Annotated in this window: 20 protein-coding genes and 1 pseudogene; 4 read left to right on the plus strand and 17 right to left on the minus strand. The window is 68.6% G+C overall.

Annotated features, from left to right (window positions below):
* Positions 1 to 220 precede the first annotated feature (220 nt).
* The 3 genes from ACWGE1_RS02740 to ACWGE1_RS02750 are packed head-to-tail and all read right to left on the minus strand — an operon-like array spanning position 221 to position 2,889.
* Positions 221 to 898 carry an FkbM family methyltransferase gene (locus tag ACWGE1_RS02740; RefSeq protein ID WP_453418753.1) on the minus strand — a complete coding sequence of 226 codons (678 nt, stop codon included), beginning with the start codon at positions 896 to 898 and terminating at the stop codon, positions 221 to 223.
* Entirely contained in the window at positions 895 to 2,190 is a 1,296-nt protein-coding gene (locus ACWGE1_RS02745) for a hypothetical protein (RefSeq protein ID WP_453418754.1), read from the minus strand. Before ACWGE1_RS02745 ends, ACWGE1_RS02740 begins: the two co-directional genes overlap by 4 nt.
* Positions 2,191 to 2,889: a hypothetical protein gene (locus tag ACWGE1_RS02750; RefSeq protein WP_453418755.1), complete on the minus strand. Its 699-nt coding sequence runs from the start codon at positions 2,887 to 2,889 to the stop codon at positions 2,191 to 2,193.
* A gap of 914 nt (positions 2,890 to 3,803) precedes the next feature.
* Between ACWGE1_RS02750 and ACWGE1_RS02755 the strand changes: the two genes are divergently transcribed.
* Complete coding sequence (locus ACWGE1_RS02755; protein ID WP_453418756.1) at positions 3,804 to 4,370, plus strand: CAP domain-containing protein; 567 nt, start codon at positions 3,804 to 3,806, stop codon at positions 4,368 to 4,370.
* A gap of 70 nt (positions 4,371 to 4,440) precedes the next feature.
* On the opposite strand, the gene ACWGE1_RS02760 is transcribed toward ACWGE1_RS02755, so the two are convergent.
* On the minus strand, positions 4,441 to 5,622 hold the full coding sequence (locus ACWGE1_RS02760) for a serine hydrolase domain-containing protein (RefSeq protein WP_453418757.1): 1,182 nt from the start codon (positions 5,620 to 5,622) through the stop codon (positions 4,441 to 4,443).
* A 735-nt stretch (positions 5,623 to 6,357) separates the two neighbouring features.
* Between ACWGE1_RS02760 and ACWGE1_RS02765 the strand changes: the two are divergent.
* Positions 6,358 to 6,533: pseudogene (locus ACWGE1_RS02765) on the plus strand (IS110 family transposase); the annotation flags it as partial.
* A gap of 360 nt (positions 6,534 to 6,893) precedes the next feature.
* On the opposite strand, the gene ACWGE1_RS02770 reads toward ACWGE1_RS02765, so the two are convergent.
* Both ACWGE1_RS02770 and ACWGE1_RS02775 read right to left on the minus strand, forming a co-directional pair.
* A complete protein-coding gene (locus ACWGE1_RS02770; protein WP_453418758.1) occupies positions 6,894 to 8,054 on the minus strand; it encodes an NAD(P)/FAD-dependent oxidoreductase in 1,161 nt (386 codons plus the stop codon).
* Positions 8,054 to 11,440, minus strand: a complete 3,387-nt coding sequence (locus ACWGE1_RS02775; protein ID WP_453418759.1) for a LodA/GoxA family CTQ-dependent oxidase — start codon at positions 11,438 to 11,440, stop codon at positions 8,054 to 8,056. The genes ACWGE1_RS02770 and ACWGE1_RS02775 overlap by 1 nt, the downstream gene beginning before the upstream one ends.
* Before the next feature lie 227 nt (positions 11,441 to 11,667).
* Here ACWGE1_RS02775 and ACWGE1_RS02780 point away from each other — a divergent pair, with 227 nt between their 5' ends.
* Positions 11,668 to 12,510 (plus strand): 50S ribosomal protein L11 methyltransferase, encoded by an 843-nt coding sequence (locus ACWGE1_RS02780; RefSeq protein WP_453418760.1) that lies wholly within the window; start codon positions 11,668 to 11,670, stop codon positions 12,508 to 12,510.
* Between the two features lie 41 nt (positions 12,511 to 12,551).
* The gene (locus tag ACWGE1_RS02785) at positions 12,552 to 13,493 is read left to right on the plus strand and encodes a glycosyltransferase family 2 protein (protein ID WP_453418761.1); all 942 of its coding nucleotides are present in this window, start codon (positions 12,552 to 12,554) and stop codon (positions 13,491 to 13,493) included.
* Between the two features lie 54 nt (positions 13,494 to 13,547).
* On the opposite strand, the gene ACWGE1_RS02790 is transcribed toward ACWGE1_RS02785, so the two are convergent.
* The 11 genes from ACWGE1_RS02790 to ACWGE1_RS02840 form a co-directional block, all read right to left on the minus strand.
* A complete protein-coding gene (locus ACWGE1_RS02790; RefSeq protein ID WP_453418762.1) occupies positions 13,548 to 14,750 on the minus strand; it encodes a 2OG-Fe(II) oxygenase in 1,203 nt (400 codons plus the stop codon).
* Complete coding sequence (locus ACWGE1_RS02795) at positions 14,747 to 15,853, minus strand: radical SAM protein (protein WP_453418781.1); 1,107 nt, start codon at positions 15,851 to 15,853, stop codon at positions 14,747 to 14,749. Before ACWGE1_RS02795 ends, ACWGE1_RS02790 begins: the two co-directional genes overlap by 4 nt.
* A gap of 23 nt (positions 15,854 to 15,876) precedes the next feature.
* A complete protein-coding gene (locus ACWGE1_RS02800) occupies positions 15,877 to 16,995 on the minus strand; it encodes a radical SAM protein (protein WP_453418763.1) in 1,119 nt (372 codons plus the stop codon).
* The gene (locus ACWGE1_RS02805; protein WP_453418764.1) at positions 16,992 to 17,228 is read right to left on the minus strand and encodes a hypothetical protein; all 237 of its coding nucleotides are present in this window, start codon (positions 17,226 to 17,228) and stop codon (positions 16,992 to 16,994) included. Before ACWGE1_RS02805 ends, ACWGE1_RS02800 begins: the two co-directional genes overlap by 4 nt.
* A gap of 8 nt (positions 17,229 to 17,236) precedes the next feature.
* Positions 17,237 to 17,548 (minus strand): hypothetical protein, encoded by a 312-nt coding sequence (locus tag ACWGE1_RS02810; RefSeq protein WP_453418765.1) that lies wholly within the window; start codon positions 17,546 to 17,548, stop codon positions 17,237 to 17,239.
* A gap of 272 nt (positions 17,549 to 17,820) precedes the next feature.
* Positions 17,821 to 19,944: an SEL1-like repeat protein gene (locus ACWGE1_RS02815; RefSeq protein ID WP_453418766.1), complete on the minus strand. Its 2,124-nt coding sequence runs from the start codon at positions 19,942 to 19,944 to the stop codon at positions 17,821 to 17,823.
* A 209-nt stretch (positions 19,945 to 20,153) separates the two neighbouring features.
* Positions 20,154 to 20,762: a hypothetical protein gene (locus ACWGE1_RS02820; protein ID WP_453418767.1), complete on the minus strand. Its 609-nt coding sequence runs from the start codon at positions 20,760 to 20,762 to the stop codon at positions 20,154 to 20,156.
* A gap of 198 nt (positions 20,763 to 20,960) precedes the next feature.
* On the minus strand, positions 20,961 to 21,227 hold the full coding sequence (locus tag ACWGE1_RS02825) for a hypothetical protein (protein ID WP_453418768.1): 267 nt from the start codon (positions 21,225 to 21,227) through the stop codon (positions 20,961 to 20,963).
* A gap of 69 nt (positions 21,228 to 21,296) precedes the next feature.
* Positions 21,297 to 21,887 (minus strand): hypothetical protein, encoded by a 591-nt coding sequence (locus ACWGE1_RS02830; protein WP_453418769.1) that lies wholly within the window; start codon positions 21,885 to 21,887, stop codon positions 21,297 to 21,299.
* Positions 21,874 to 22,407: an RNA polymerase sigma factor gene (locus tag ACWGE1_RS02835; RefSeq protein ID WP_453418770.1), complete on the minus strand. Its 534-nt coding sequence runs from the start codon at positions 22,405 to 22,407 to the stop codon at positions 21,874 to 21,876. The genes ACWGE1_RS02830 and ACWGE1_RS02835 overlap by 14 nt, the downstream gene beginning before the upstream one ends.
* Positions 22,388 to 22,669 carry a hypothetical protein gene (locus tag ACWGE1_RS02840; protein WP_453418771.1) on the minus strand — a complete coding sequence of 94 codons (282 nt, stop codon included), beginning with the start codon at positions 22,667 to 22,669 and terminating at the stop codon, positions 22,388 to 22,390. Before ACWGE1_RS02840 ends, ACWGE1_RS02835 begins: the two co-directional genes overlap by 20 nt.
* Between the last annotated feature and the right edge of the window lie 389 nt (positions 22,670 to 23,058).

Consider the following 23,058-nt stretch of genomic DNA (forward strand, 5'->3'; position numbering starts at 1 on the left):
CCTCCCTGTGTCCTTCCCGCCTGTGCGAGCGGCAGAGGCTGACCGGCGGGGTGCAGGGCGGAGGGACCGGCCACGGCGATCGGGCGGAGGGTAGGAGCAGTCGGCTCCAGCGCGGAACCTCCACCTACCGCCCGGCGGGCTCCGCACGCCCCCAACCGGTGATGGCCGAACGGGGCAGGAATTCCCCGTCGGCCACTGGTGGGCCGGCACGGTCGCCGAGTCAGCCTGCCCGCCTCCATGCGCTGCTTCGCCACGGCGATCGCCACGGCGGGGGGTGGGCGACGTCGTGCCGGACGTAGCAGTCGTCGCAGCCGGCCTCCCGCACCCACCTGTACCCGCGTCCCTCCAGGAACGTCCTGATGCGGGAGCGGGCCGGCAGCCAGTTGTGCTCGATCGTCAGTACGCGGAAGGAATACCGGTCGAAAGGGAAGCTCGACAGGATGGCCAGTTCCGACCCCTCGGTGTCGAGGCTCCAGTAGTCGATCACGGGCGGGGCCCCGCAGGCGTCGAGGACCGAGCGGACGGTTCGCGCGGTCCTGCGGACCGTGGGAGGGGCACTGCCTTCGGCGACCCGCAGAAGACCCTTCGCGCACCGCAGGAGGGAGGGATCGTATTCGTGGAGGATTCCCCCGACCGTCCCGGCCTCCAGGAATTCGACGTGGCCTTCCCGGTCGTAGAGGCAGCAGTTCACGCAGATGCACCGACGGTTCTCCACGAGGCGGGCGAAGAATTCCGTGTTCGGTTCGATGCAGATGCCCGTCCAGCCGAAGGACTGCTCGAGCAGGCGGGTATTACTCGCCTGCAGACCGTCCGAGGCCCCGGAGTCGAGGAAGAACCCCTCCCGCATCCCTCCGAGGACTTCGACGACGAATTCGTCCTGGCTGTACTGGGAGGTCACGACCGATGCCCGCGCACGCGGCCGAACGCCCCGGACCGCCAGGCCGCGGGCGTGCCGTCCCGTGACGGGGCCGAGGAGAGCTGTCGGTGGTGGGTGTCGTTCTCCCGCTCGCCGTAGAGCATCGTGATGTTGATGCGCCGGTTCTCGTACCCCGGCCGGAAGGACAGGCCGTCCGTGCCGTGGAACAGGTCCGAGTTGAAGAGAACGGCACGGTTCTGGCGATAGGGAATCTTGAAGGATTTCGCGTGCTGCTGCCGAAGATAGGGCTCGATGACGTCGGTGCGGTTGTTGTACGTGGCGAAATCCCAGTCGAGCGGGGCGTCGACCCCGTAGACGACGAGTCCGCCTGACTCCTCGTCCAGATTGGCTTCGGTCGGGGTGATCCAGAAATTCAGATTGACGGCGGCGAAGTCCGCGTGCGTGTTGGAGTCGGCCGGGAAGTTGCTCTGGTTCTTGAACGCCCACAGCTGGCGAAGGGGGTAGCGCTTGCCGATCACCCGGGGCAGGGCGTCCCGTACCTCCTCGGCGATCTGGAGGAGCAGCGGGCAGTTGAACCCGTCCCGGAAGAAGGCGCCGAGTCGTCCGTGCGCGTAGCGGTTCCCCGTCCACACGGTCGATTCCAGGCAGAAGCGCTGGAGTTCCTCCAGCGCACCGGGGGCCAGGAAGTCGTCGATGACCACGACGCCCGGCGGCTGGTCGAGGTACTGGTCCTCCACCTCCTGGGGCTTCCACGCGTCGGCCAGTGCGCGCCGTACGCGGGGAGTGTCCCGTACATGGACGAGTCGGCCGTAGACGTGCTCGATGGCCCGCCACGCCGAGGCGTCCGCCGACGCGGGCCCGTCCACACCGGCCGATTCCAGGTGGGAGGCCGTCTCCTCGTAGCTGCTGATGATGTCGGTGAACTCGTCACCGAGTACGCCCCGCTGTTGCAGGTAGCGGAACTGGTCGATGTCGTGGCGCAGCTTCGGAGCCGTGAGGTGGATGTCCGGGGCGCCCGGGCGGGGCGGCGGGGCGGACCGTGGGTACCAGGCGCTGCCCAGGCGGACCGCCGCAAGGATCCGCGCGTACTCGCCGGCGACCGGGAGGTCGTGTTCCAGCAGGGCGAGCCAGGACTGGTGTTCCAGCCAGGCGAGGTCCTCGGCGTCGTAGGCCGCCTCGGTGCGCCACAGGGCGATGCACTCGTCGCTTCGGCCGCGGCGCGCGAGCGACGTCGTGAGGTCCCGGCGCGCGTCGCGCCGGCCGGGGTCGACGGGCGGTGGGAGGCTCGCGCCCGGAGCGCGGTTGTCCTCCACCTACAGGCCCCCGACGCTTTCCAGCAACCCGCGGTCGCGCAGCCGGACGGAGTACTCGACGAGAGCCTCCAGAGCCGGGACGTAGTGACCGGCGAAGAGACTGACGACGGTGCTGACTTGCGTCCCGCTGACCTCGGTGCCGAACTGGGTGCCGGTGCTGGTTTCGGTCCCGGAGACGACGGGGCCGGTGCTGACGTGCGTACCACTCTTCTCCGTGCCGAAGGCCGTTCCCGTACTGGTTTCGGTCCCAGAAACGACGGGGCCGGTGCTGACGTGCGTACCACTCTTCTCGGTACCGAAAGCCGTTCCCGTGCTGGTCTCCGTACCGGACGCCAGCTCGTCGCCGAAGAGCCCGCAGTCGTTGAGGATCGGTACCAGGGCCTCATCGACGGCGACGGACAGGTCTTCCCCTTCCACGGCGAACCTCAGCAGCGCGAGTACGACGTGGACCGACTTCCTCTCCGCCACCGCTCGGCCGAGCTCCACCATGAACCGGTCCCGGGACACCGGGGTGTCGCGGTGGTCGACGACGTAGTCCCGCAGCCATGCCAGCGCCTCCCGGTCCGAGGCCACCGAGTGGATCAGCTGGTTGACGACCGAGGCTTGCTGTGGCGAGAGCCTGCTGCCGCCGACGTACTCGGACAGGAGCTGCGCGGGGTCCGTGACGAACTGTTCGCGGAGCAGGAGGTCCGCCGACATGGCCCTGAACAGGGCGTCAACTCGTCGGGCGATGCCGACCGTTCGCAGTGATGGATGGGCTGGTCTCTGGGTCTCTTCGCCGACAACAGCCACGCGCATGCCCTTCTGTCCCGGGGAAATGCCTGCCCTCTAGCCGTAGCACAGCGGCATATGCCAGGTGAGGGAGGTTCCGGGTCGACGCGCGCAGCGCAGGCCCACATGCGCCCCCAAAGGGCCAACCGCGGCCTCCCGCTCCACGTTCCCCGCTCCAGATAGCGGTGGTGAGCGAACTCGTCTCCAACGCACTCCGGCACGGAGAGGGGCCCCCGCGCTTCCAGATCATCGTCCGGGCCCCGGCCGGTCACCGTCGAAGTGTCCGACCCCTCGGCTCTCCAGCCGCACCTCGGGCCGCCCTCCCGCCCCCTGACCGCCGGGGGCTGGTCGGTGCCAGCGCCGACCATGGGCAGATGAGCGCCGGAACCGCGCCCGGAAGCCCCTACAGGGGTGGCGACGGGTTGTGCGAATACACCCGGGGCCCTCGCTGCGTCGGCTCCCCAGCTGCCCTGTGCACGTCCTCAGGTAGGTGTCCGGCCCGGCCGAGGTGGCGGAGCCGGTCGGCACGGTGGCCGCCGCTGAACTCACCGCCTTGCCCGGCGACAGCGCGGCGGCGCGGCGCGGGCGGGGACGACCGTTCCCGTCCCGGCTCCTCGGGCATGCCGGCGAGCGCGCCTGTGCGTCTGCCCGGGGCCCGGATGGCGGGTCGGCGCGTCGGCTGTCAGCCTGGAGGAGAAGCCGTAGCGGCAGGCCGTGCCACGTGCCGCCACTTGCGCGACGTGGCGCCTCCACTGCTGGAAACCACTGTTCGTGTTCTTCCCGGGAGGTGGACCTCCTTGAGCAGGCACGCTTCGTTCATCAGAACCGCACGGAGTCTCGCTGTGGCCGGAGTCCTGTCGGCCGCACTGGTACCGGTATCGGCAGCACCGGCGACAGCCGTCGCGTGCGACGCGGCGGCCGCTGCCCGAGCCCCGAACAGCAGCAACGACAGCGCCGTAAGGAATGCACTGATCTGCCTCATCAACAACCAGCGCACGCAGAGGGGTCTGCCCGCCCTCACCACGAACCAGGCACTGACGACTGCGGCGCAGCAGCACTCCGCCGCCGCCGTGCAGCTGAAGTGGTGGGGACCGGGTAAGGATTCGCACCGCAACCCGCAGACCGGTTCGACACCGCAGAGCCGGATCAAAGCCGCGGGCTACTGCCCGAACCCCAGGTCATGGGCCGTCGCCGAGATCACGTACACCGGCTGGGGCGGCTCGGGGACCCCGAATGCGGCGGTCAACTGGTGGATGAACGTGAGCACGTGGGGCCACCGCCAGATCATCCTCGACCCGTCCATGCGAGAGATCGGCGCCTGGGCCCAGCCGGGTTCGGCCGACCCGGCCGGGGCCGGCGCGAGCCAGGCCGGAACCTACGTCGTGACCTTCGGGCGCTGCCAGCAGTGAACCGGTGGGGGGCCATGGCCAAGGTGCGTACTGCACGGCCTTCTGCAACACCCCCTGGGCCCCCGTCCGGCTACTTCTGCTTCGCGGCACACAGGGCCGTGTCCACGACGCTCTCGACGCGCCTCGTGGTCGCCACGTCCGTCGGGACGGCGGTCACCGTGACGTTCGCCGCCGCGCGGCCGTCGTCGGTGACCCCGCCGCGGGTCTCGTACCCCATGATGTCGCCGCCGTGGCCCCAGTAGAGGCCACCGCACGACAGCGGCCTGCTCATGATCCCCAGCCCGTACCCGGCACCGGTGTTCCCGAGGGGGACGGTGGTGCGCATCTCGGCGAGCTGCGCGTCCTCCAGCAGGTCGCCGGCCAGCAGCGCGGTGTAGAACCGGTTGAGGTCGGAGTTGGTGGAGATCATCTGTCCCGCCGCCCAGCTCGCGGACGGGTCGATGTCCGTGACATCGCGCCACGGCGCACCCGCCGATTCCTGGCGGTAGCCCCGGGGATGGCGTTCCCGGACGGTCGTGTCGCCGGCGGTCGGGAAGTAGGTGTGGCGCAGTCCGACGGCCCGTACCACGCGCTTGTCGATCTCCTCGGCAAGCGGCCGCCCGGTGACCTTCTGGACGATCAGGCCGGCCAGCACGTAGTTCGTGTTGCTGTAGGCCCAGCTCTTCCCGGGGGCGAAGTCGGCCTTCTTCCGCAGGGCGATGTCCAGGATGTCGCGGGGTTCCAGGTACCGGCGCTGGAGGAAGGCGTTGTCGACCTCCTTCTCGTAGTCGGGAATTCCGCTGGTGTGCTGGAGCAGCTCACGGACGGTGATGCCGCGCCCGTCGATCCCTTCTCCACGGACGAGGCCCGGCAGATGGGTGTCGACGTTGTCGTCGAGACCGACCTTCCCCTCGGCCACCAGTTGCAGGACGACCACTGCGGTGAACGTCTTGGTGGTGCTGCCCACCCGCACCTGCCCGTCCTGCGGCACCCTCGCCCCCGTGGCCAGGTCGCCCAACCCCGCGGTGTAGGTACGGGCGCGGCCCTTGACGTCCTGGACGCTCGCCAGCGCGGCGGGCAGGCCGTCGGAACGCACCAGCGCGTCCAGACCCCGCTGGACCGCGTCCGGCCGGGCGGAGGATGCCGCGGGCGGCGCCAGCGCGCCCAGCGTCATCGCGCAGACGGCCGCGGCGGCCGCGGCCGTCGCGGCTCTGCGTCGGACACCCTGCTGACGCCAGGAGGGACGAAGCATGTGCCATACCTGTGCGTGCACGGGCCAACTCCTACGAATCGTTGGGAATCCAGCGGTTTCCGCTCCCAGCCTCTCCGGGGGTGCCCGTCCTCGGCGATCATGCCACCCGGCCCGTCCCGGGTGGGGATATCCCCCGGGACCAGGGGGAGTCGAGCCGGAATCGTGGCGTTCCGGCAGGAGCGGCCGGTGGCCGGGGCTCCCTGGCCGGTGTCCTGCCCGGTCCCTGAAGCGTCGGCCCGTCACTGTCCGTACGTCCGAGCGGTGGTGCACAAGTGGTTCGAGGAAACGGCAGAAGCGCCTGTTACAGAGCCCTGAACCCATTCGGCGCCAGCATGCGACATGGCGTGAATGAACTGCTTATCCGGCCGAAATCCCCCTGCTCCGGCACCGACAGGGCCGTCCCCGCCTCCCGCACCGCCCGCGTCAACCGGACTTTGACGCACGCCTCTCACAAGGGAGAGTTACGGACATGTCCGCATTAGGAAACGTGAGTCGCAGGTTGTGGCGGTTGATGGCGGGTGCGGGCCAGAGTGTGGCTCCTCGGCAGAACGCCGGGAACCATACGGAGCCCGCGCCCCGGCTCGCACAACGCCGGGCCGGCCGACCTTGAAGGAGCCGTCTGCATGTCTGCTTCCCTCGCCACCCGCCGCGCCGTCACCACGGTCCTGGCCGCCGGCACGCTGATCGGGGCAGCCGCTCTGCCGGCCGCCGCCCACGACGACGACCGTGCCCTGAACCGTGAGTGGGTCGAGGTGCAGGAGAGGGAACAAGCAGCTCAAACAGGCCCTCTTCCTCTCCGCGTTCGCCACCGTGGCCGACCCGGCATCTCGGATCTACTACGACAAGAAGATCACCCAGGGGAACACCACACCCAGGCCCCGCTCTGCCTCGCCCCACGACGGGCCGACGTCCTCTTCGCGATGCTCCGGGACGAGCCTTCTACGAATTCCGGCCTGTCACTGCGACTTGAGACTTCTTTATCCTCCGGACAGGCGCGTGATCAGCTGCTGAGATGGGGCCGGGGATTCAAGCACCTGATGGTCGTCCACCTCGGCTCGCGGGCGAGGTGGACAACAACACCGTTGGCATGGAGTTGACCGGCGACCCGTTCGACGGACGGACCGTGATCGTCCAGCTCGTTCAAAACGGACTTCCACCCGCGTGCCTCCGTGCTAACGGCGGCCAGGGGCAGGGGCTGTGGAACCCTGATGCCCGGCACATGTCCACACTCGTCCGGACCCTCCCGGTCGCAGCACCAGCCCGACCGGATGCGCGCCGGACGGCCGCGACGGTCACCGCTTGGAGATGGGCTCGGCCGCCTGCCTGCCGTGTCGCGGCTCGGAGCTGGGGGACGGCACTGCGGAGTGCCGTCTGTTCCAGAACGGTGTGTTCCACCGCCGCTCTCTCCCGTAGCAGATGAGTCGCCCCCTCAGGAACTCGTTGTGGCTCGCCTGCACGAGTTCAGCGTAGGCACTCAAAGCTGTGGGATCGCCCGCCGCGTCGGCGTGGACGGCGTCGGCTGCCGCGATGCCTGTGGCGAGGGCGGTGACGATGCCCCTCACGGCGATCGGATCGGACGCCATGGCGGCATCGCCCACTGCGGCCCATCCCGGAGCCGCTGCGGGGCAGGCATACGACGTCGCCGCCCGTACGATGCGCAGCGCGGGCGGTGGGGCTGCGGCTGCGTAGTGGAGGCGTTGGTGCAGAAGGGTGGTCTCCTGCAGAGCCCGCCGCCAGCCGTCCGGTCGATGGAGTGCCTGCCCGGCGACGAGGTCGGCGTCCGTCACCGCCATGACGAAGTAGGACCCTGAGGGCAGCGGCGCGCCGTACCACCAGCCGAAGGGTGCCGACTCGACCAGCGAGGTCCGGGGCAGGCTGTCACCCGAGGTCTCGTACGGCAGGCGGGCTGTGAGGGCGACCATGCGGTCGGCTCTTACGACGGTGGCTCCTGCCTGACGCGCCGGACGAGCCCCGGCCCCCGTGGCATCGACGAGGTACCGGGCCCGGAGGCCGCCGCGATCGAGTGACAGCTGCCAGTGGGCCCCGACGCGCCGCGCGGACCTGATGCGGCCGGGGTGTAGGCGGGCACCGGCCCGGCGGGCCGTGTCCACGAGGGTTTGGTCGAAGTGAGCGCGATCGAGATGCCGCCCGATTCCGTAAGGGCTGAACAGGAAGTCCACTTCGCCGAGTGTCTCCCCGCCCCAGAGCGACTGATTGCCGAAGCACGGGGTGTGGGGGCCGGCGGCCACCGCGTCCAGCACGCCGAGGCGCCGCAGAAGGGGCCAGGCCCCGGACGCCAGACTCTCCCCGGGTTTCCACGGACGTGTGCTGCCCGGGTCGACGACAATGACGGAGGCACCATGGCGGGCAAGGGTGATCGCGGCCGCGGCCCCCGCCGGTCCGGCCCCTGCGATCACCACGTCACCGTACGCGTGGGTCCTCGGTTCGCGCATCAGTGAACGGCTCCCATGCCGTAGACGTGCATGGGGGCTTGCTCCACGGCGCCGGCGCCGGCGCCCTTGGCCGGCAACGGTGCCGAGAGGAGCGGCCGGTTGTCCGGTGGTGTCAGGTCGGGCAGCGGACAACCCGCAGTGATCCAGTCGATGGTGATCTGGCGGCCGGTCCTGCCCGTGCCGGGCACCACACCGGCGTAGGCCCTGCCCATGCTGGTCGAGGGTCCGAGGAGATCGATGAAGGAGCTTTCCTCCGGGCGGCCGGGAGAGACGAGCTCATTGGCCGGGTGGACGACTGCGCTCAGCAGGAACGCAGTGGGCTGGGTGAACCACCAGGCGACCGGCTCGCGCCTGGTGCGGGTCGGATCGCCCGGATCGGGGCCGGTGATGCGGATGCCGGTGTGGGCCACCGAGCCTGTCTGGCGGGGGCGCAGCGTGTCGACCAGCCGGATCATCGCCTGGAGCGGGGAGAGTTGGGGGTGACCGTCGGGTTTAAGGGCGAGTGAGCGAGTCCACTCGCGCCACAGTTCGAGCTCGTTCTCCTCGAAGACCTTGTACATGGGCCCGGAGAACGTGGTCAGCTCGAAGAAGGGGCTCTTCTCCGGTTCCCCCGGCACGATCAGCCCCGACTCCTGGAGTTCCCGCAGAAGACCGGAAGGGTCGAGGAACCAGTCGTTGATCCTGTTGCCGCCGAGCCGCTTGCCGTTGTGGTTCATACGGGCGAACGGAGCCTTGCGCTCGATCAGGTCGAGCAGCCGTTCTCGCGGAGTCGGCCGGTCGGCCACCAGAGCCCTGAGGTCGTCGGACAGGGTACCGATGATGAGGAAGGCCACGTAGCCGTCCCAGATGCGCCGCCAGTGCTCCTGGACGGCTTGGTCTCCGCCGCTCTCGTGCACCTCGTCCAGGTAGAGCATGACCGCATCGCGAGCCTTGGCACCGTGCCCCGCCGCCGCGTTGTCGATGCCGATGTGCATCCGGTAGAACTGCGAGTTGATGCCGTGGTAGTCCAGCAGCCTCACGACCGGCACGATCTCCAGGACATTCCATTCCAGTTGCAGCGTCATTCCGAGAAGTTCCGGAAAGAATCGCTGGGAATGCTGCGAGATGGCCAACTGGAAGGCGCTGGCCGAGTATGCCGAATCGAGCATTTCGGGGAGCATGGCGAACTGGTAGGAGTCCACCGGTGGAAGGTACAGACCCACGCTGTGGAGCAGGTCGGCATAGAGGTTGGAGTGGTTCAGTGCGGGATCACCGCCGCCGATCTCGTCCATCCAGATGGAGAACAGCAGTGAACGGACTTCGTCGATAGGCCCCAATGGGGTGATGTTGCGCAACCAGGCGCCGTCCAGAAGGTTGAACGGTGCGAATTGGCGGATCCGCTCGATGACGTCGCTGCGGGTACGCAGCGGGTCGAGTGCCGGATCGGAGTCCTCCACCCGTTCCACGATGTCCGTATAGATGAGCTGTAGCCGGGCTTCGAAGGCCTCACGGGTGTACCGGAACGGACGCAGCATCACCGGGAACAGGGGATCGGTCTGTGCCGCCCTGGCCTGTGCCAGAACTGCCTCGGCGTAGTGCCGGGCGGCCTCCGCCTGCTCGGGGTAGCGTTCTGGGTGCTGAAGCATGTGGAACCAGTCACGGTCGCCGAGGCCGACGTGCTCCGCGCGTTCGGTCTCGACCAGCATGGTCTCGCCCGACTCGCCGGTACGTGCCACGACGAAGCCGAGGCGGCTCCATTTCTCCACCATCTCGTTGTCGCCGGCGTGCTCACGCAGCAGTGACCAGCGCTTGGCCACCCTGTCGCGGTACTGCTGATCGCTCTCGTCCGGCAGCGGATCGAGTTGCGGAGGGTAGACCGGCTGCACGCCGACGCCACGGGCCCACGGCCTGCGGTACACACTGAGCTCGGTGGGTTCCCAGGCGGCCTCCGCCGTGCTGATGAGCCGACGGTACTGCTCTTCGGGCAGGACGTCGTCCGGGCGTTGAGCCGGCCACCAGTGCGTATGGCACTCGTAGAAGTCGGCATGCCACGGCACGGCCATGTGCTTGGTGATGTCCCCGGCCGAAAGGTCCTCGCGCAGGCGGAACGGTGCCGTCCAGGTCGACGGCTCGGCGGCGATGTACGTCATCTCGATGCCGGGGAAGAACGACGCCCCGACGCACGCCTCGAGGGCGGCCCGGACCAATGCGTGCGGCTGCTCGGCAAGAGGGAGGTCGCTGAGCGGCACCGCTTCGACCGGGTCCGTCCCATCGGCGGTGAACTCGCCTGCGGCCCAGCGGCGCATCCGTTCGTACTGTCCGGGAAGGAGTGACATCCAGGTGCGGGGTTTGCCGTCGGCCGGGTCTCCGTCGTCCCCCGCGAGCTGCGGCATGAAGGCGTACCCGGCCTGGACCACGTCCTCCGCCTCGGGCGTGCGCAGCCGCTCGAAGACCGACTTCCTGAGGCCCGAGTCCTCCGGGGCGTTCGATGCCAGGCGGGAGAGACGGTCGGGGTTCAGGAATTCGCCCTGTGTGCTTCTGCCGTGCCCTCGCAGCGCGTTCCCGTTCACCCATGAGTAGCCCTGAATGCGGCCCAGCAGAGGGCGGATGTCTTGGGTGAACGAGACCTCCTCGCCCTGCGGCCACCAGCCGACGCGCTCGGCGACCTCGTGCGCGACGTCGTACAGGGTGACCAGGTTCGACGTGTCGGGTGCGAAGTCCGGGGGAGCGACGATCACCCAGGCGGGTCTGACGGGGACCGTGCGGTCCTCACCGATCCGCACGGTGGCCGTCACGGGTCCGTCGGAGGTGTCGTCGTACCAGTGGTCGTTGTTCGCGTAGTGGGTCACGGGGTTGTCCGGTCTCACGGAGGCCGCGTGCCCGAGGCCGCCCAGGACGAGAAGCCGGCCCGCCTCGTCGGTGCGCAGCTCCCCGAGGGGAACCGACTGCCCGAGAAAGGTTCCGGTGTCGAACCGGGCGTCGGTACCGTCCACGTTCGGGCCCTTCGCCCGTCGCGGTCCCGGCGTGATCATCAGTGTGGCGCGCGCCTCGGGATCAGCGGGATCGACATGCTGATTGCGTCGGTTCTCCGGGGATTCCGACTGGTGAAAGCGCCCGCGGAACCGGAACCACGCCGCTTTCGTGTTGGCCAGCTCCACCGACCACTCCACGTCCGCGTCGGCAGCCGACACCTCGCCCAGGACGTTGCCGTCCTTGTCGAACGCGTAGACACGGAAGCGTGCCGCCTGGCGCTTGACCCGTCCTTCGGAATCCTTGAATCCGCCTTCCGGATGAACCGTGCTCCCCGGGGCCTCCGGTCCGACGAAATACGCGTCCGGGCTGTTGCCGACCCGGGCGATTCCGATTGTCGGGTGAATTTCGCAATGGGCGATGTCATCGAGATTCAACCAGGCCTCCGAATGGGCTGGAAACATCCGTATGGTCGCACGGGCGGGAGCGCAGAGGTTTGTGCCGCGCCGGGCGGTCCTCATCGGTCGTCAGGGGCTACGGTGAAACGACGATTCTGCGACGTCGGAAACTGATGGGACATGCACGGATGACTTCCTTGCCCGCCGCGCCTCCCTGGAGCAGGGAGATCCCGATCCAACAGGCGGTTCCCCCCTGGCATTTCGCCATGATGAACGACCGGGAACGCAATCACGCGTATCGGGAAGCGATCGAAACGGCCGTTCGCCCCGGCGACCTCGTCCTGGACATCGGGACCGGCGCCGGTGTCACGGCGTTGATGGCCGCACGCGCCGGCGGGTACGTAGTGACCTGCGAAAGCAACCCTCACACGGCGTTCCTCGCGGACCGGGTGATCAGAGCCAATGGTTATGGCGACCGCATCACGCTGATTCCCAGGTCCTCCACCGAGCTCGTCGTGGGTCGTGACCTGCCCAGGCAACCGGACGTGGTCACCGCTGAGATCTTCGACTGCGGGCTGGTCGGGGAGTCAGCCCTGCGCAGCCTCGATCACGCCCACCGCGAGCTCATCTCCGCCACCACGCGCTTTGTTCCCCGCGGCGGCCGCCTCTGGGCACAGCTGGTGGAGAGCGAGAGTCTCCACGGGCTCAACCAGGTGGGCGTTGTGGAGGGCTTCGACCTGAGCCCGTTCAACGTCGCAAGCACCCGGGGCTACTTCCCGGGCCGCATCAGCTGTCATCCCCATACCGTTCTGTCTCCGGCGTTCAGGCTTCTCGACTTCGACTTCGGTGAGCCACCCGCTCCCCGCACCCGGCACCTCATGGTCCCCGTGACCACGGACGGGATCGCGCACGCCGTCGTCATGTGGTTCGAACTCGACCTCGGCAACGGCAACAGGGTGAGCAACCACAGCGCGGGTTCCAGCCACTGGGAGCAGGCGGTGCAAACCTTCCCCACCCCGGTCGCAGTGCGGGCGGGCACGGCCGTTCGCCTCACAACCCGGCACGACCTCGACGCACTGCGCCTCGACCTCGAAGGGACACGGCCGTGACGAACCGGGGCAGCCGACCGTGCGGGACGGCGGACCCGCGCGTGACGGTGATCGGGGCGACGAGGAACGCACGTCTGGCGACCCGCCTGACGTACGCGTCGTTCCACCGCCATACTCTCGAACCCGTCCGCGTGCTCGTGGCCGACAACGGGTCCACCGACGGCACGCTGGACGACCTGCGACGACTCGGCTGGCTGACCGTCTTCTCACTGGACGAGCGCAAGCGCCGGGCCCGCGAGGAGGCAGCGCAAGCGCGCAGTACGCTGGAGAAGCTGCGAACAGACCTGGACGCGCTCGTCGCCGAGTGCCCAGCGGGGCACCGGTCCGTGCTCGACAGGATCAGGACCGAGGTGGAGATCGTGGTCCCGGACGACGGCGAACTCTGCCAGCACTCCACAGCCCTCGACTGGCTCGCACCCCAGGTGGACACCCCGTACTTCCTGCTGCTCGACTCCGACGTCGAATTCTTGTCCACGGGATGGCTCAGCGATCTCGTCGATCTCGCGGACGCCGAGGGCCTGGCAGCCGTCGGAGAGTTCGAACCCGGACGGTTTCCCTGCCGGGACCGCCTCGCCACGTACCTGCTCCTGCTGCGCACCGACGCGTTCCGCGCGCTCGGCGTCCCCTTCCGCCAGGTCCTGACGTTCGGTGATCCGCTTGAGGAGGAGCGGTGGTACTCGCGCGCACGCCACCACGTCCTCGATCCATCGGCCTTCGACGGCTTCCCATCGGCTGCCTTCTACGACACCGCAGCCGCTCTGTTCGAGCGGCTGGGGCGGGAGGGACTGCCGTGGAAGCCGTTCCCGCCCGCTGTCGCGGCGAAGTTCCGCCACCTCGGGCAGATGTCGTGGTCGGCCGATGCTCATGACGACTACGTCGGCGTCGAACTCCTCCGCGAGCACGTGCGAGTGGCCAGCGAGTACGCCGGCGCCCGTCTCAGGGATCACTACGGGGGCGGCCTGCCGGGCTGGCAGCCGGTGTGACACACGGCGGTCGGCGATACTCGGCGCCGGGCACTCGTGGTGGGCCGCACGACCTCACGAACAGAGCGTCGAGGTGAGATCCGCGGCTGCGGCAGGAGGGATCAGAGCTCCGAACAGCTCGAGCCGGCCCAGGATCTCGTCCACCTCAGCGCCGGACAGTGCGACGTCGGGGACCTGCTCGCGCAGGCTGGCCCAGGAGATGAGGAAGACACCCGCCACCGTGCTGCCGTCCAGTGCGGCAGCCTCCGGTTCCCCGAGGACGCCCGCGACGAAACTGCCGTCGGAAGCCGGCCGGTCGGTACGGCGGTCGAGCACCGAGTAGAGGTGGACGAGTCGCTCGGCCTTCGGGCCGATGGCTTCCTGCAGCGGGGCCCTGCTGTCCAGGGGCAGAAGGGCAGTGCCGAGGCCGAGCGGCCCGTAGACGCCGTGGAAGAGCCCGGCCGTGCACACGTCGGGGTCGCATCCCCAGGACCTCAGAATCGCATGCGTGCCGAGCAGGTGATCGGACAACGGTCGCCTTCGCGCCCGGCGCCCGGTGGCGGCGGCCCGCCGACCGGCATGCGGGACCTCATGGGCCCCGATCCGCTCCAGGAGGTCCAGGAGACGGGCGGGGACGGCCTCCGCGTGCCGGCTTCGGTGCAACTTCTCGCGCAGGTCGGCGGCCCAGTACGACAACACCAGGCTGTACCTGACACCGCTCTGCACCGGGAGGACGGAGTGGAAGGAGCGGTCGGACAACTCCATGAGCACCGCGCGGTTGTGCAGAGCCCGAACACGCACGGCGTCGTCCATGGAGGACCGGGAGCGCTGGAGCATCAGCTCTCCTCCCGTGACGGGGGCAGCAGGGGACGCGAACGAGACGACCGCCCGATGGGTCTCGGTGAGATCGTGCGGCACATCGGTGTGTGTCCTGATGTACTGCCCCGCCACCAGCTTGTGCGCGCCGGCCTCGATGCACCGCCGCTCGACCGGACGGCCGAATACCTCCTCCAGGCGGTCGGCCACGCGCAGCAGCATCGGGCTGAGGCCGGCCGAGTGGGCGAAGAGCAGGTCGAGGATGTTCACGCAGCGGTACTGCTCGTAGAGACCGGTGCGCTCGACGGTCCAAGAGCCGTGATTCTCGAACCAGTCGAGGATCTGTGCCGCGATGTTCTCGTCGAGGAGTCCGTCGAGAAGAGCGTGCGGATACGGTTCCCGCTCGAGCAGGGAGGAGCCGGCCAGGGAGGCGGCCGTCGTATCTCTCTTCCGACTGGTCATGTGCGCTCGGCCGCCACGGAGTGAGCGCGGACATGACGGATGAAATCGGCCTGCCCGCAGCATCCGCCGAGAGGTTCGGGGTCATGGCGCGCGGCCATGTACGTCTCCATCGGACATCCTCCCCGGCACACCTCGACTTCGGGACACTGCTGCAGTGACGCCTCTTCCTCTTCCCGCTCGGCGACGATCACGTTCATGTTCGGGCTCCGCCGGATGTCGGCGAAGTCCTGGCGCATGATGTTGCCCCACCGGTAACGCGGGTCGCCCAGCAGGTAGCAGCAATGGTTGACATCGCCGTTGGCTTCGACCGTGTACAGGTTCCCGAAGCAGTTGCCGGCGAATGTGCACGGCAAGGAGCCGCCGCGGGTCTTCTCCAGCCGGTTCCGCACTGTGGCGATCTCTCGGATCTCGATGCCCTGGTCACCGTGAGCCCGCCACCGGTCGTACAGACCGATGAGGAACTCAGTGCGTTCCTTGGTCGTGATGTAGTGAGCGACCCTGGTGCCGGAGGGGGCGTGAGGCTGAGGCTCGGGCATGGCGAAGTTGATCCCGTAGTCACGGATACCGACCTCCTCCATGAAGTCGAAGAGCACGTCGGGGCCGAGGGCGAGTGTCCGCCGGTCCACCACGGAGATGACTCCGACACCGAGCCCCTCGTCACGGAGCTTCTCGTAGCCACGCAGTGCGCGTTCCAGAGTGGGCCGGCCGGACGCGTCCACACGCTGAGCGTCGTGGACCTCTCGCGGGCCGTCCACGCTGATGCCGACCTGCCACTCATACCGGCGGAAGAAGTCGATCCACTTCTCGTTGATGTGAACGGCGTTCGTTGCGATCGAGTTGACGATGGGCTGCCCCGGGCGGCTGAAACGCGCCTGTACCGCCATCACCTTCTCGAAGTACTGGATCGGGACCAGGGTCGGCTCACCGCCGTGCCAGAGGAATTCGACCCCGCGGTGCTCCGGGTCGGTGAGCGCCGCGGCCGTCATGCGTGCGGCCACTTGGAACGGCATTCTCTGGTCCGGTCCCGACCGCCAGTCGTAGCAGTACGTGCACCGCAGATTGCACAGGCGGGTTACCTTGACAATGAGCCCTACGTCGCGCATCGCGCTGTTCTCCCTGGGGTCGGTCACCCTGATGTGGTCGGAGCCGGTTCGCTGTTCAGCGGCGGGTTCGCACGGATGTGTGCGATGAGGGGGCGCAGACCGCAGCAGTCCTCGCGATGCTCCGCGTAGTGCTGACGTGAGGTGTGCCGTACGTGGGGGCACCATCCATGGCACACGTCGAATTCGGCGCAGGACCGCATCCGCTCCCGGTCTTGGGCGCGCTCCTCGGCCCGCTCGTGAAGCCGGGTGTTTTGCCGGATGGCGGAGAAGTCGTCGGTGTTGATGTTCCCCCAGCGATAGCGGGGGTCTTCTCCGAAGTAGTCACAGTGATGGACGTCGCCGTTTGGTTCGATGCGGTAGACGACGCCGAAACACCGACCCGCCAGAGTGCACGGCGAAGGCGTTCTGCCGTGCAAGGACTCCACCAGCGCGGCCAGTTCCCGGATGTGGATATCCGGGCCCGTGTGCATGCGCCAGCGGTCGTACAGGCCGATGAGGAACTGGGCGGACTGCCCGGGATCGACGTAGTGCCGTCCGTCGCCGTGCCCGATCTCGCCGGCCAGGGCGTCCGGCATCACGAAATTGAGACCGGTGGCGCTGATGTCTTGCTCAACGAGGAAGTCGAAGAGAACCGCGGGGCCGAGGTCCAGGGCCGCCCTGTCCACGACGACCCCGACGCCTGGTTCGATCCCGTGGTCCCGCAGCAGCCGCAGCCCTGCGAGGGTCCGGGCCCATGTGGGGCGACCCGCCCGGTCGACACGGTAGCGGTCGTGGACGGCAGCCGGCCCGTCGATGCTGATGCCGACGTCAATGTGGTTGTCCGCGAAGAACCGCGCCCACTCCGACGTGATCCGCGTGGCGTTGGTCTGAATGGCGTTCCTGACCAACTGGCCCGGCTGCCGAAAGCGGTCCTGGAGGTGCAGTGCCTTCTTGAAGAAGGCGAGGGGAAGGACCGTGGGCTCGCCACCGTGCCAGTCGAACCCGGCCGAACGATGGTCGGGGTGGCCGAGTGTCCTGGCGACGAGCCGTGCAAGAGTGCCGAAGGACATGGTGTTGCCCTCACCCACGCGCCAGTCGTAGCAGTAGGTGCAGCGCAGATTGCACAAGCGTGTGGCTTTGACGATGAGTTCCACACTGGTCATTCCGGCCGCCGGAACTCCGTTTCGAGTTCACGGACGAGCGCTTCCTCCGAAGCGTCCAGCACGTCCGCCTGGTCCATACGCATGCGCTCGTGCAGGCCGGTGTGCCGCCAGGCGAGGTCTACGAGGATCGCGCGCTCCCTGTCGGAGAGTTCCGCGTTGCCCCAGTCGACCAGCTTGGCCGCGAGGCTGGCCGCGGTCTGCCGGTCGGGCTGTACCGTCGAAGTCGATTCCATGCTGTCCCTCACCTCTGTCGCTGGATGAACCTCACCCATGACGGGCCTGGATCCTTGATGTACACGCGCTTTTCCGGCCCCTCCTGCTCGTACCGGAATCGGTACAGGAGGCTCTCCAGGGGCACCTCGATGCTGAATTTGTTGAACTTGAAGCCTCGGTCCTCAAGGCTCGACCTGTCTTGCTGGATGTCCTCGGGGGGAGTCAGCATCGCCTGCAGCAAGGCCTTCTCCTTGTCATCGAGGCCTGCGCTCCACTGCTCCAGCTTGCGGACAAATGCCGCGACCTCGTCTTGCGAGATGCTCTCGTGCTCCTCAGCCATGACGGCCTCCCTCACATGGGGTGGTGCGCCATCCCGTAGGCCTGCCTCGACGTCGGCAAGCAGGGACTCGACCCGGGCGGGTGCAATTGATCACACGTCTCGAGCATCTCCTACAGATGTGACGGACGCCTTGTTCGGCACGCCGGAGAAGGTGCGCCATGCGGGTGGAAGGCGGAGGTGGGCCGCTTTGGGATCAGCACCTTGACGACGGACACAGGCAGGGATTCGACTTCGATCAGCGGACAAGAGTCGGCGCGGCCGGCGGACTTTGCTCAATCCGATGCCCGCAACCGCGCCTCGGCGCTCACGGCCGACTCCTGTGCACGCGACGAGCCGGACCACTTGGCCAAGGCAGCGAGGCGCTGGACGCTCTCCTCCCATGCCGGACGGTGGGCGGTGTCGCGAGCTGTGAGATGCCGGTAGGCCTCGGCCGCCAGGTAGCAGGCCTGCGCCGCGGAGCCGGGTTCGGGCTCGTGTGTGCCTGCGGTATCGGCCAGCTGCTCCGCAATTTCGCGCATCCTTGCGGCGAGTAACTCCACCCGGGTAGCTGGCACTCCCTCGAGCTCCAACATGATGGACGCCCAGCGTAGGCCGTCTGCGAGGCCACCGCGTACGCTCAGGTACAGCTCGCACAGCCGGAACACGGCATCCGGGTGCCCAGCCTCGGCGGCGCGGGTCCACCACGCGAGAGCGGTTTGGTGGTCGCCCCGGTCCCAGTGGAGCTGTCCGAGGTAGTACGCGGCGTAGGTCTCGCCCGATTCTGCCGTCCGGCCGGTCCGGTGGGAGGTCCCCATGCCCGGCCCGGACGGCAATGCTGTGACCCCCTGTTTGGGCGTACCGAGGCGCTCGGCGACCCGCTCCCACAGCCGTTCCCCTTCCCCGGTCCGACCTTCGCGCACGAGGAGCAGCCCGAGGTAGAAGGCGCCTTCCGCGTTGCCCGCGTCGGCCGCCGTACGCCACCAACGCTTCGCCCCGGTCTGGTCGCCGGCTTCGTGGCAGCGAAAGCCGACTTTCACGGCCGCCGAGATGTCGCCCGCTTCGGCGGCTCGTGTGAACAACTCGTCGGCCTCACGTAGCCTGCCCTGCCGCTGGTAGAGGACCGCCAGGTTCTGATCCGCGTTCGGAACGTTGCGCAGCCCGGCTAGGCGCCACAGTTCTTCGGCCTGTGCCTCGTCCCCCCGACTTTCCAGTACTACGCCGAGGCCAACGGCCGCCACCCAGTCGCCCGCGTCCATCGCCTGGCGGTACCAGCGTTCGGCCGTGTCGAGATCGCCGCGCAACACGGCGAGCGCGCCGAGATTGTTATAGGCGGCCGGGACGCGCCGGGCGGCGGCCTTCTCGTACCAGCGCACCGCACCGTGCGGGTCTCCCCGGTCCTGTGTGAGCTTTCCCAGCAGGTAGGCGGCCTGCCCGCTGCCGTTCTCCGCCGCCGCCAGGAAAACCTGGGCAGCGCCAGGGAGGTCTCCGCCCCCGGCCAGGTCAAGGGCGCGCTGGATGGCCTCGGCGGCGCCGGGGGGCTCTGGGTCGGGGTCGGGCCGGGACGGCATCTGGAGCCAGCCCTCGCCGTCCTGCGAGGAATGGGCCGACAGGTAGAAGGTCTGTTCCGCCTCGGACTCGGTGCCTGGCCGTCCGCCCGGGTACCTGGGGTCGTAGTGGTCGGGGTACACATCGTGCACCGGCTGGGGCACCGGTGCGGCGTGAGCGGTGAAGCGCGTGAGGCGCGCGTTGGCGGTGACTGTGAGGTCCCACCAGGGCTGCCAGATGCGCCCTGCACACACGATCTCTGCCGTCAGCCGCCACCGCACCCATCGCCCGTCGTCCGTCACTGGTGCGCAGGTCAGGTTGGCGGTCTCACCCGGCGCAGCGGTCAGCGGCAGAACGGGGTCCGCGTCGAGTTCCGCCAGGGCGGGGGCGGGTGAAGGGTCCAGAAGGATTGCGACATCGGGGCTGCGGAGGCGCCGGTACGCCCGGGCCGCACGCTGGGCCGACTCCAGAAGGTCGGCGCTCAGAGCCAGGTCGGGCACCCGCGGCCAGGCGATCAAGGCGCCATCCACGCGCAGCGGCAGACGGTCCGTCACCTCGGCACGGAGCGAACGCAGGACGACCTCATCCTGTCCCGTCGTGGTCAAAGAGAGAAGGAGGTTGTGCCCGGTCAGCGGAACGTAGACCCCCTCCGGGGTGCCCAGCAGCCCGGGCGAGGCGAGGTGCGCGAGCTGACTGTGGACGGCGACCTGAACGGTGAACGGCTGATTGCCCGGAAGTCCTTGCGCGGGTATGGGTCGGATGGGCCGCGTCATGTGGTAGACGGATAGCCCCGGCACGTCGGGTGCACCGTCCGCCCGGCCTTCCACGGGTCGTTCCGAATCGGAAGAAACTGATTCGGCTGCGGTCGCCATTGTCGAGGATTCCTGCATCCGCTCGGCAGGGCGGGGCCGCTGTCCGTGCCGCGCGGACGCCACGAACGCGGAGAGAGCCGACACGACTGCCACCGCGACGTAAGGCGGCCACGTGTGCACGCCCATGGGGGCGAGAACAGCGGCGCCGGCGGCTGCGGGAAGTGCTGCGCCCAGAGCGGCCGCACCGGCACGGCGCTGCCCCGTGGCCATCAGACGACGCCCGGCTGACGCGCGGCGGTGCGGAACGCATGGCCCTGAAGGTCGATCCGGGTGCTGCCTTGGCGGCCCGCGGACGTCCAGTCCAGCCACAGCACCCACCTCACGAGGCCGCGCTCTGTGCTGACGAGGAGGTCGAGAACCTCCGACTCGTCTGCGGCGATCCGGTAGGGAAAGTCACTTCCTCCCAGGGCACGCACCTCAGGCGGATCGGAGTCGAGGAGGACCTCGAACCGCCGCACCGGCACCTCTCCCGCGTGCCGTGTGAGATCTCCGGGCAACTGCTCACTGGATAAGACTTCCGCCCGCACCCCGGTCAGCATCACGGCCGATGGACCCATCGAGGTGATCACGATCCGAACGGTATGCCCCGCGGCCGGGATCTCTGCTACGCGGTCGCCGAGGTCGAGAGTCACGTAGTCGTGGTTGCGGATTTCCGTGGCGACGGCGAACGGGTCGCTCCCCGTCAGCTCACGCCCGGCCCGGCGCCGGGCGAGGACCTCCTGGAGATGCTGGGGTGCCTGTTGGCCGAGGTAGGCGGCCGCGGCCGCCGCCCCGACACCGGCCGCCCAGGCCAGCGTCTGCCCCGGATCCCACAGCAACGCGATGCTCGCGCCTGCTACGACTCCCCCGCCGGCCCCGCTCCACACAAGGATGCGACGCCGCCTGTCGGCTCCCGGCATGTGCCCCCCGTTCCACCCGACCCGCCCGACCCGGCTCGCTCGACTCCGTGCCGGACTCCGATTCAATGGAGCAACCGTATGGCCAACCGGCGGTCCAAGGAACGCCTGTTGCCGCGGTCACCACGACCACCCGGCCATGGTGGAGACGGCCCCGGGGCCGTCTCCCCCCACCCTCGACCTGACGGTCCGCGAAGGAGACGTCCATGTCAGCGCCGGTGCAGGCGATGTACTCGGCCCCAGCAGGCACACGGCGATGGAGATCATCACGCGGTCGGCGCGTTCCACGACGGTCTCCTCGATGGAGTCGTCCCGCCGGCCGTCGGCGCTGCTGGACGCGGGTGCGCAGGTATGGCCGTTGGTGCTGAGACTGACCTTGAACAGCATTGGTCCCCGGTAGGCGTTACCTTGCCGGGGACCGCTGCATCGGGCTCGTTCAGAAGCACGCTCCTGTCATCACCCCAGCAATGACGCAAGGGCGGCGGCCACAGCAGGGACCGAGGCAAGGATCTCCGTCATCGCGCCGCCGGCCTGCAGTGCCTGCCGCAGCCGGGCCAGTTGTCCGGGCGCGGCTGCACCTGCCGCCTGGATCTCGTCGGCCGTCTTGGCCAGTTCGAGATCAAGTGCGGCACTAGCCTCGGTAGGGGTGAGTCTTGCCAAGTCCGCCCGGAGCTGCAGTACCGCCGCCAGCAGCTCTCCATAGTGAGAGTCCGGGGCCTGCGTGTGATGGCTGTACACAACACTGTTGTCACCGATGCTGAACGCGCTGGCCGAGACACTGCCGATCAGAACCCCGAACGTCTCTGCAGCGTCCTCTCCCGTCTCGCGCCGGACGTTGGAATGACTCGAACCTCCTCGGGCCGAGCCGCTCACGGGGGCATCAGCGCGTCCTGCGACCCGGCGGCGCAACTGCTCCAAGAATGAATCGGCGTCGAAGACCCCGTCCAGATGGTTGCCGATCTCTTCCTCGGTCCGCGCGACCAGGTCCTGCAGAGCAAGTTCGGACTGCTCGTCGCCGATCGCGTCCTGTCCGTCAGGCTCGTTCATCTGCAGTCTCCCTTCCGCTCCCGACGGGCAGCTCCTTGCGTACAAGATGGATCAGGTTGCGCACGTTCGCTTCCGTGGAGTCCATGATCAAAGCCGTCTCCCCCACCGTGTAGCCAGCGATGTACCGCAGCGCGAACGCTTGACGACGTCGCACCGGCATGGCACTGATGATCTTGAGGAGGGTTCGGTACTCCTCCCTGGAGAACACCCAGCTGTCCAAGGTCGGGATCCTGTCGGGCTGATCGTGACCGTCGAGCGACAGAAGGCGGGCACCGTCTGCTCTGGCCTGTACCACGTGACGCACCGCGACCTTTCGAAGCCAGGCTGCCCAATTGCGGATGGGCGTGGCCGCGGGATCCTTAAGCCGTTCGCCCGCTCTCAGAAAGGCCTGCTGCAGGCCGTCCAGGCCGGCCTGCACGTCGCCTCCTGCCGCAAACGTCGCCGCGGTGAGCACGCTGCGATGGTGCGACCGATAGAGCTCTTCCCATTTCGGTGGCGGCTCACCTTCCACACTGATCACCGCCTGCTCCTTCGCCGTTGGCTTCCCGCAGCCGTGGACGATCCCTGTCGATGGTGAGTTCCCACTCCGTTGAGGCCCTCCCCTGCCGATCCGTCGAGCGGTACTTCACAGCGCCCCCACGCGTCATCAGCTTCAGCGCCTCAACCAGCGGCACGGTGCGCGCCAGCTCCCGGATTCTGTACATCAGCCCCCCGACCACCGCAGCAGCCAGCCCCATGGCCGCGAAAGCAAGGTACGCCCACAAGGTCTCCGTCTGCCCCATCAGCCAGCCCTCCCAGACTTGCCGTTCAGCCGTTCAACAGCCTTCACCATGTAGAGCGCAAGACGCGGGAAAACGTCCAAGCCTGCGGAACATGGACGAACGAGCAGGGCCGAGGGCTGGCCCCGGAGGACCTGCTTTCGTGGCGGGCAGCGACCACCCGGGGTGGCGGGGGAAACGTGACGTGCAGGGTGGGCAAGATCGGCTGCGGCCCCGCTTCAGCACGGCAGGCACGGCAACCGGGCCGGACAGGCCGATCGCCGTGATCAGCACCAGCACTTGCCGGGAGGCGAACACGGCGAGCGCCGCGCCCGCCCCGGTGGAGCTCCCCCGGACCGGTCCGAGCAGGGAGTAGCCGCCAGGGCTCTGCGGCGACCGACGGCTGCCGCCAC

The sequence above is a fragment of the Streptomyces sp. NPDC054932 genome (assembly GCF_053610205.1).

What these genes read in the sequence shown, in the direction of transcription:
- ACWGE1_RS02750 (WP_453418755.1), bottom strand. Translation starts at nt 2,889, where the DNA reads ATGTCGGCGGACCTCCTGCTCCGCGAACAGTTCGTCACGGACCCCGCG.
- ACWGE1_RS02770 (WP_453418758.1), bottom strand. Translation starts at nt 8,054, where the DNA reads ATGCGCGAACCGAGGACCCACGCGTACGGTGACGTGGTGATCGCAGGG.
- ACWGE1_RS02780 (WP_453418760.1), top strand. Translation starts at nt 11,668, where the DNA reads ATGATGAACGACCGGGAACGCAATCACGCGTATCGGGAAGCGATCGAA.
- ACWGE1_RS02790 (WP_453418762.1), bottom strand. Translation starts at nt 14,750, where the DNA reads ATGACCAGTCGGAAGAGAGATACGACGGCCGCCTCCCTGGCCGGCTCC.
- ACWGE1_RS02795 (WP_453418781.1), bottom strand. Translation starts at nt 15,853, where the DNA reads ATGCGCGACGTAGGGCTCATTGTCAAGGTAACCCGCCTGTGCAATCTG.
- ACWGE1_RS02800 (WP_453418763.1), bottom strand. Translation starts at nt 16,995, where the DNA reads ATGACCAGTGTGGAACTCATCGTCAAAGCCACACGCTTGTGCAATCTG.
- ACWGE1_RS02805 (WP_453418764.1), bottom strand. Translation starts at nt 17,228, where the DNA reads ATGGAATCGACTTCGACGGTACAGCCCGACCGGCAGACCGCGGCCAGC.
- ACWGE1_RS02810 (WP_453418765.1), bottom strand. Translation starts at nt 17,548, where the DNA reads ATGGCTGAGGAGCACGAGAGCATCTCGCAAGACGAGGTCGCGGCATTT.
- ACWGE1_RS02815 (WP_453418766.1), bottom strand. Translation starts at nt 19,944, where the DNA reads ATGGCGACCGCAGCCGAATCAGTTTCTTCCGATTCGGAACGACCCGTG.
- ACWGE1_RS02825 (WP_453418768.1), bottom strand. Translation starts at nt 21,227, where the DNA reads ATGCTGTTCAAGGTCAGTCTCAGCACCAACGGCCATACCTGCGCACCC.
- ACWGE1_RS02830 (WP_453418769.1), bottom strand. Translation starts at nt 21,887, where the DNA reads ATGAACGAGCCTGACGGACAGGACGCGATCGGCGACGAGCAGTCCGAA.
- ACWGE1_RS02840 (WP_453418771.1), bottom strand. Translation starts at nt 22,669, where the DNA reads ATGGGGCAGACGGAGACCTTGTGGGCGTACCTTGCTTTCGCGGCCATG.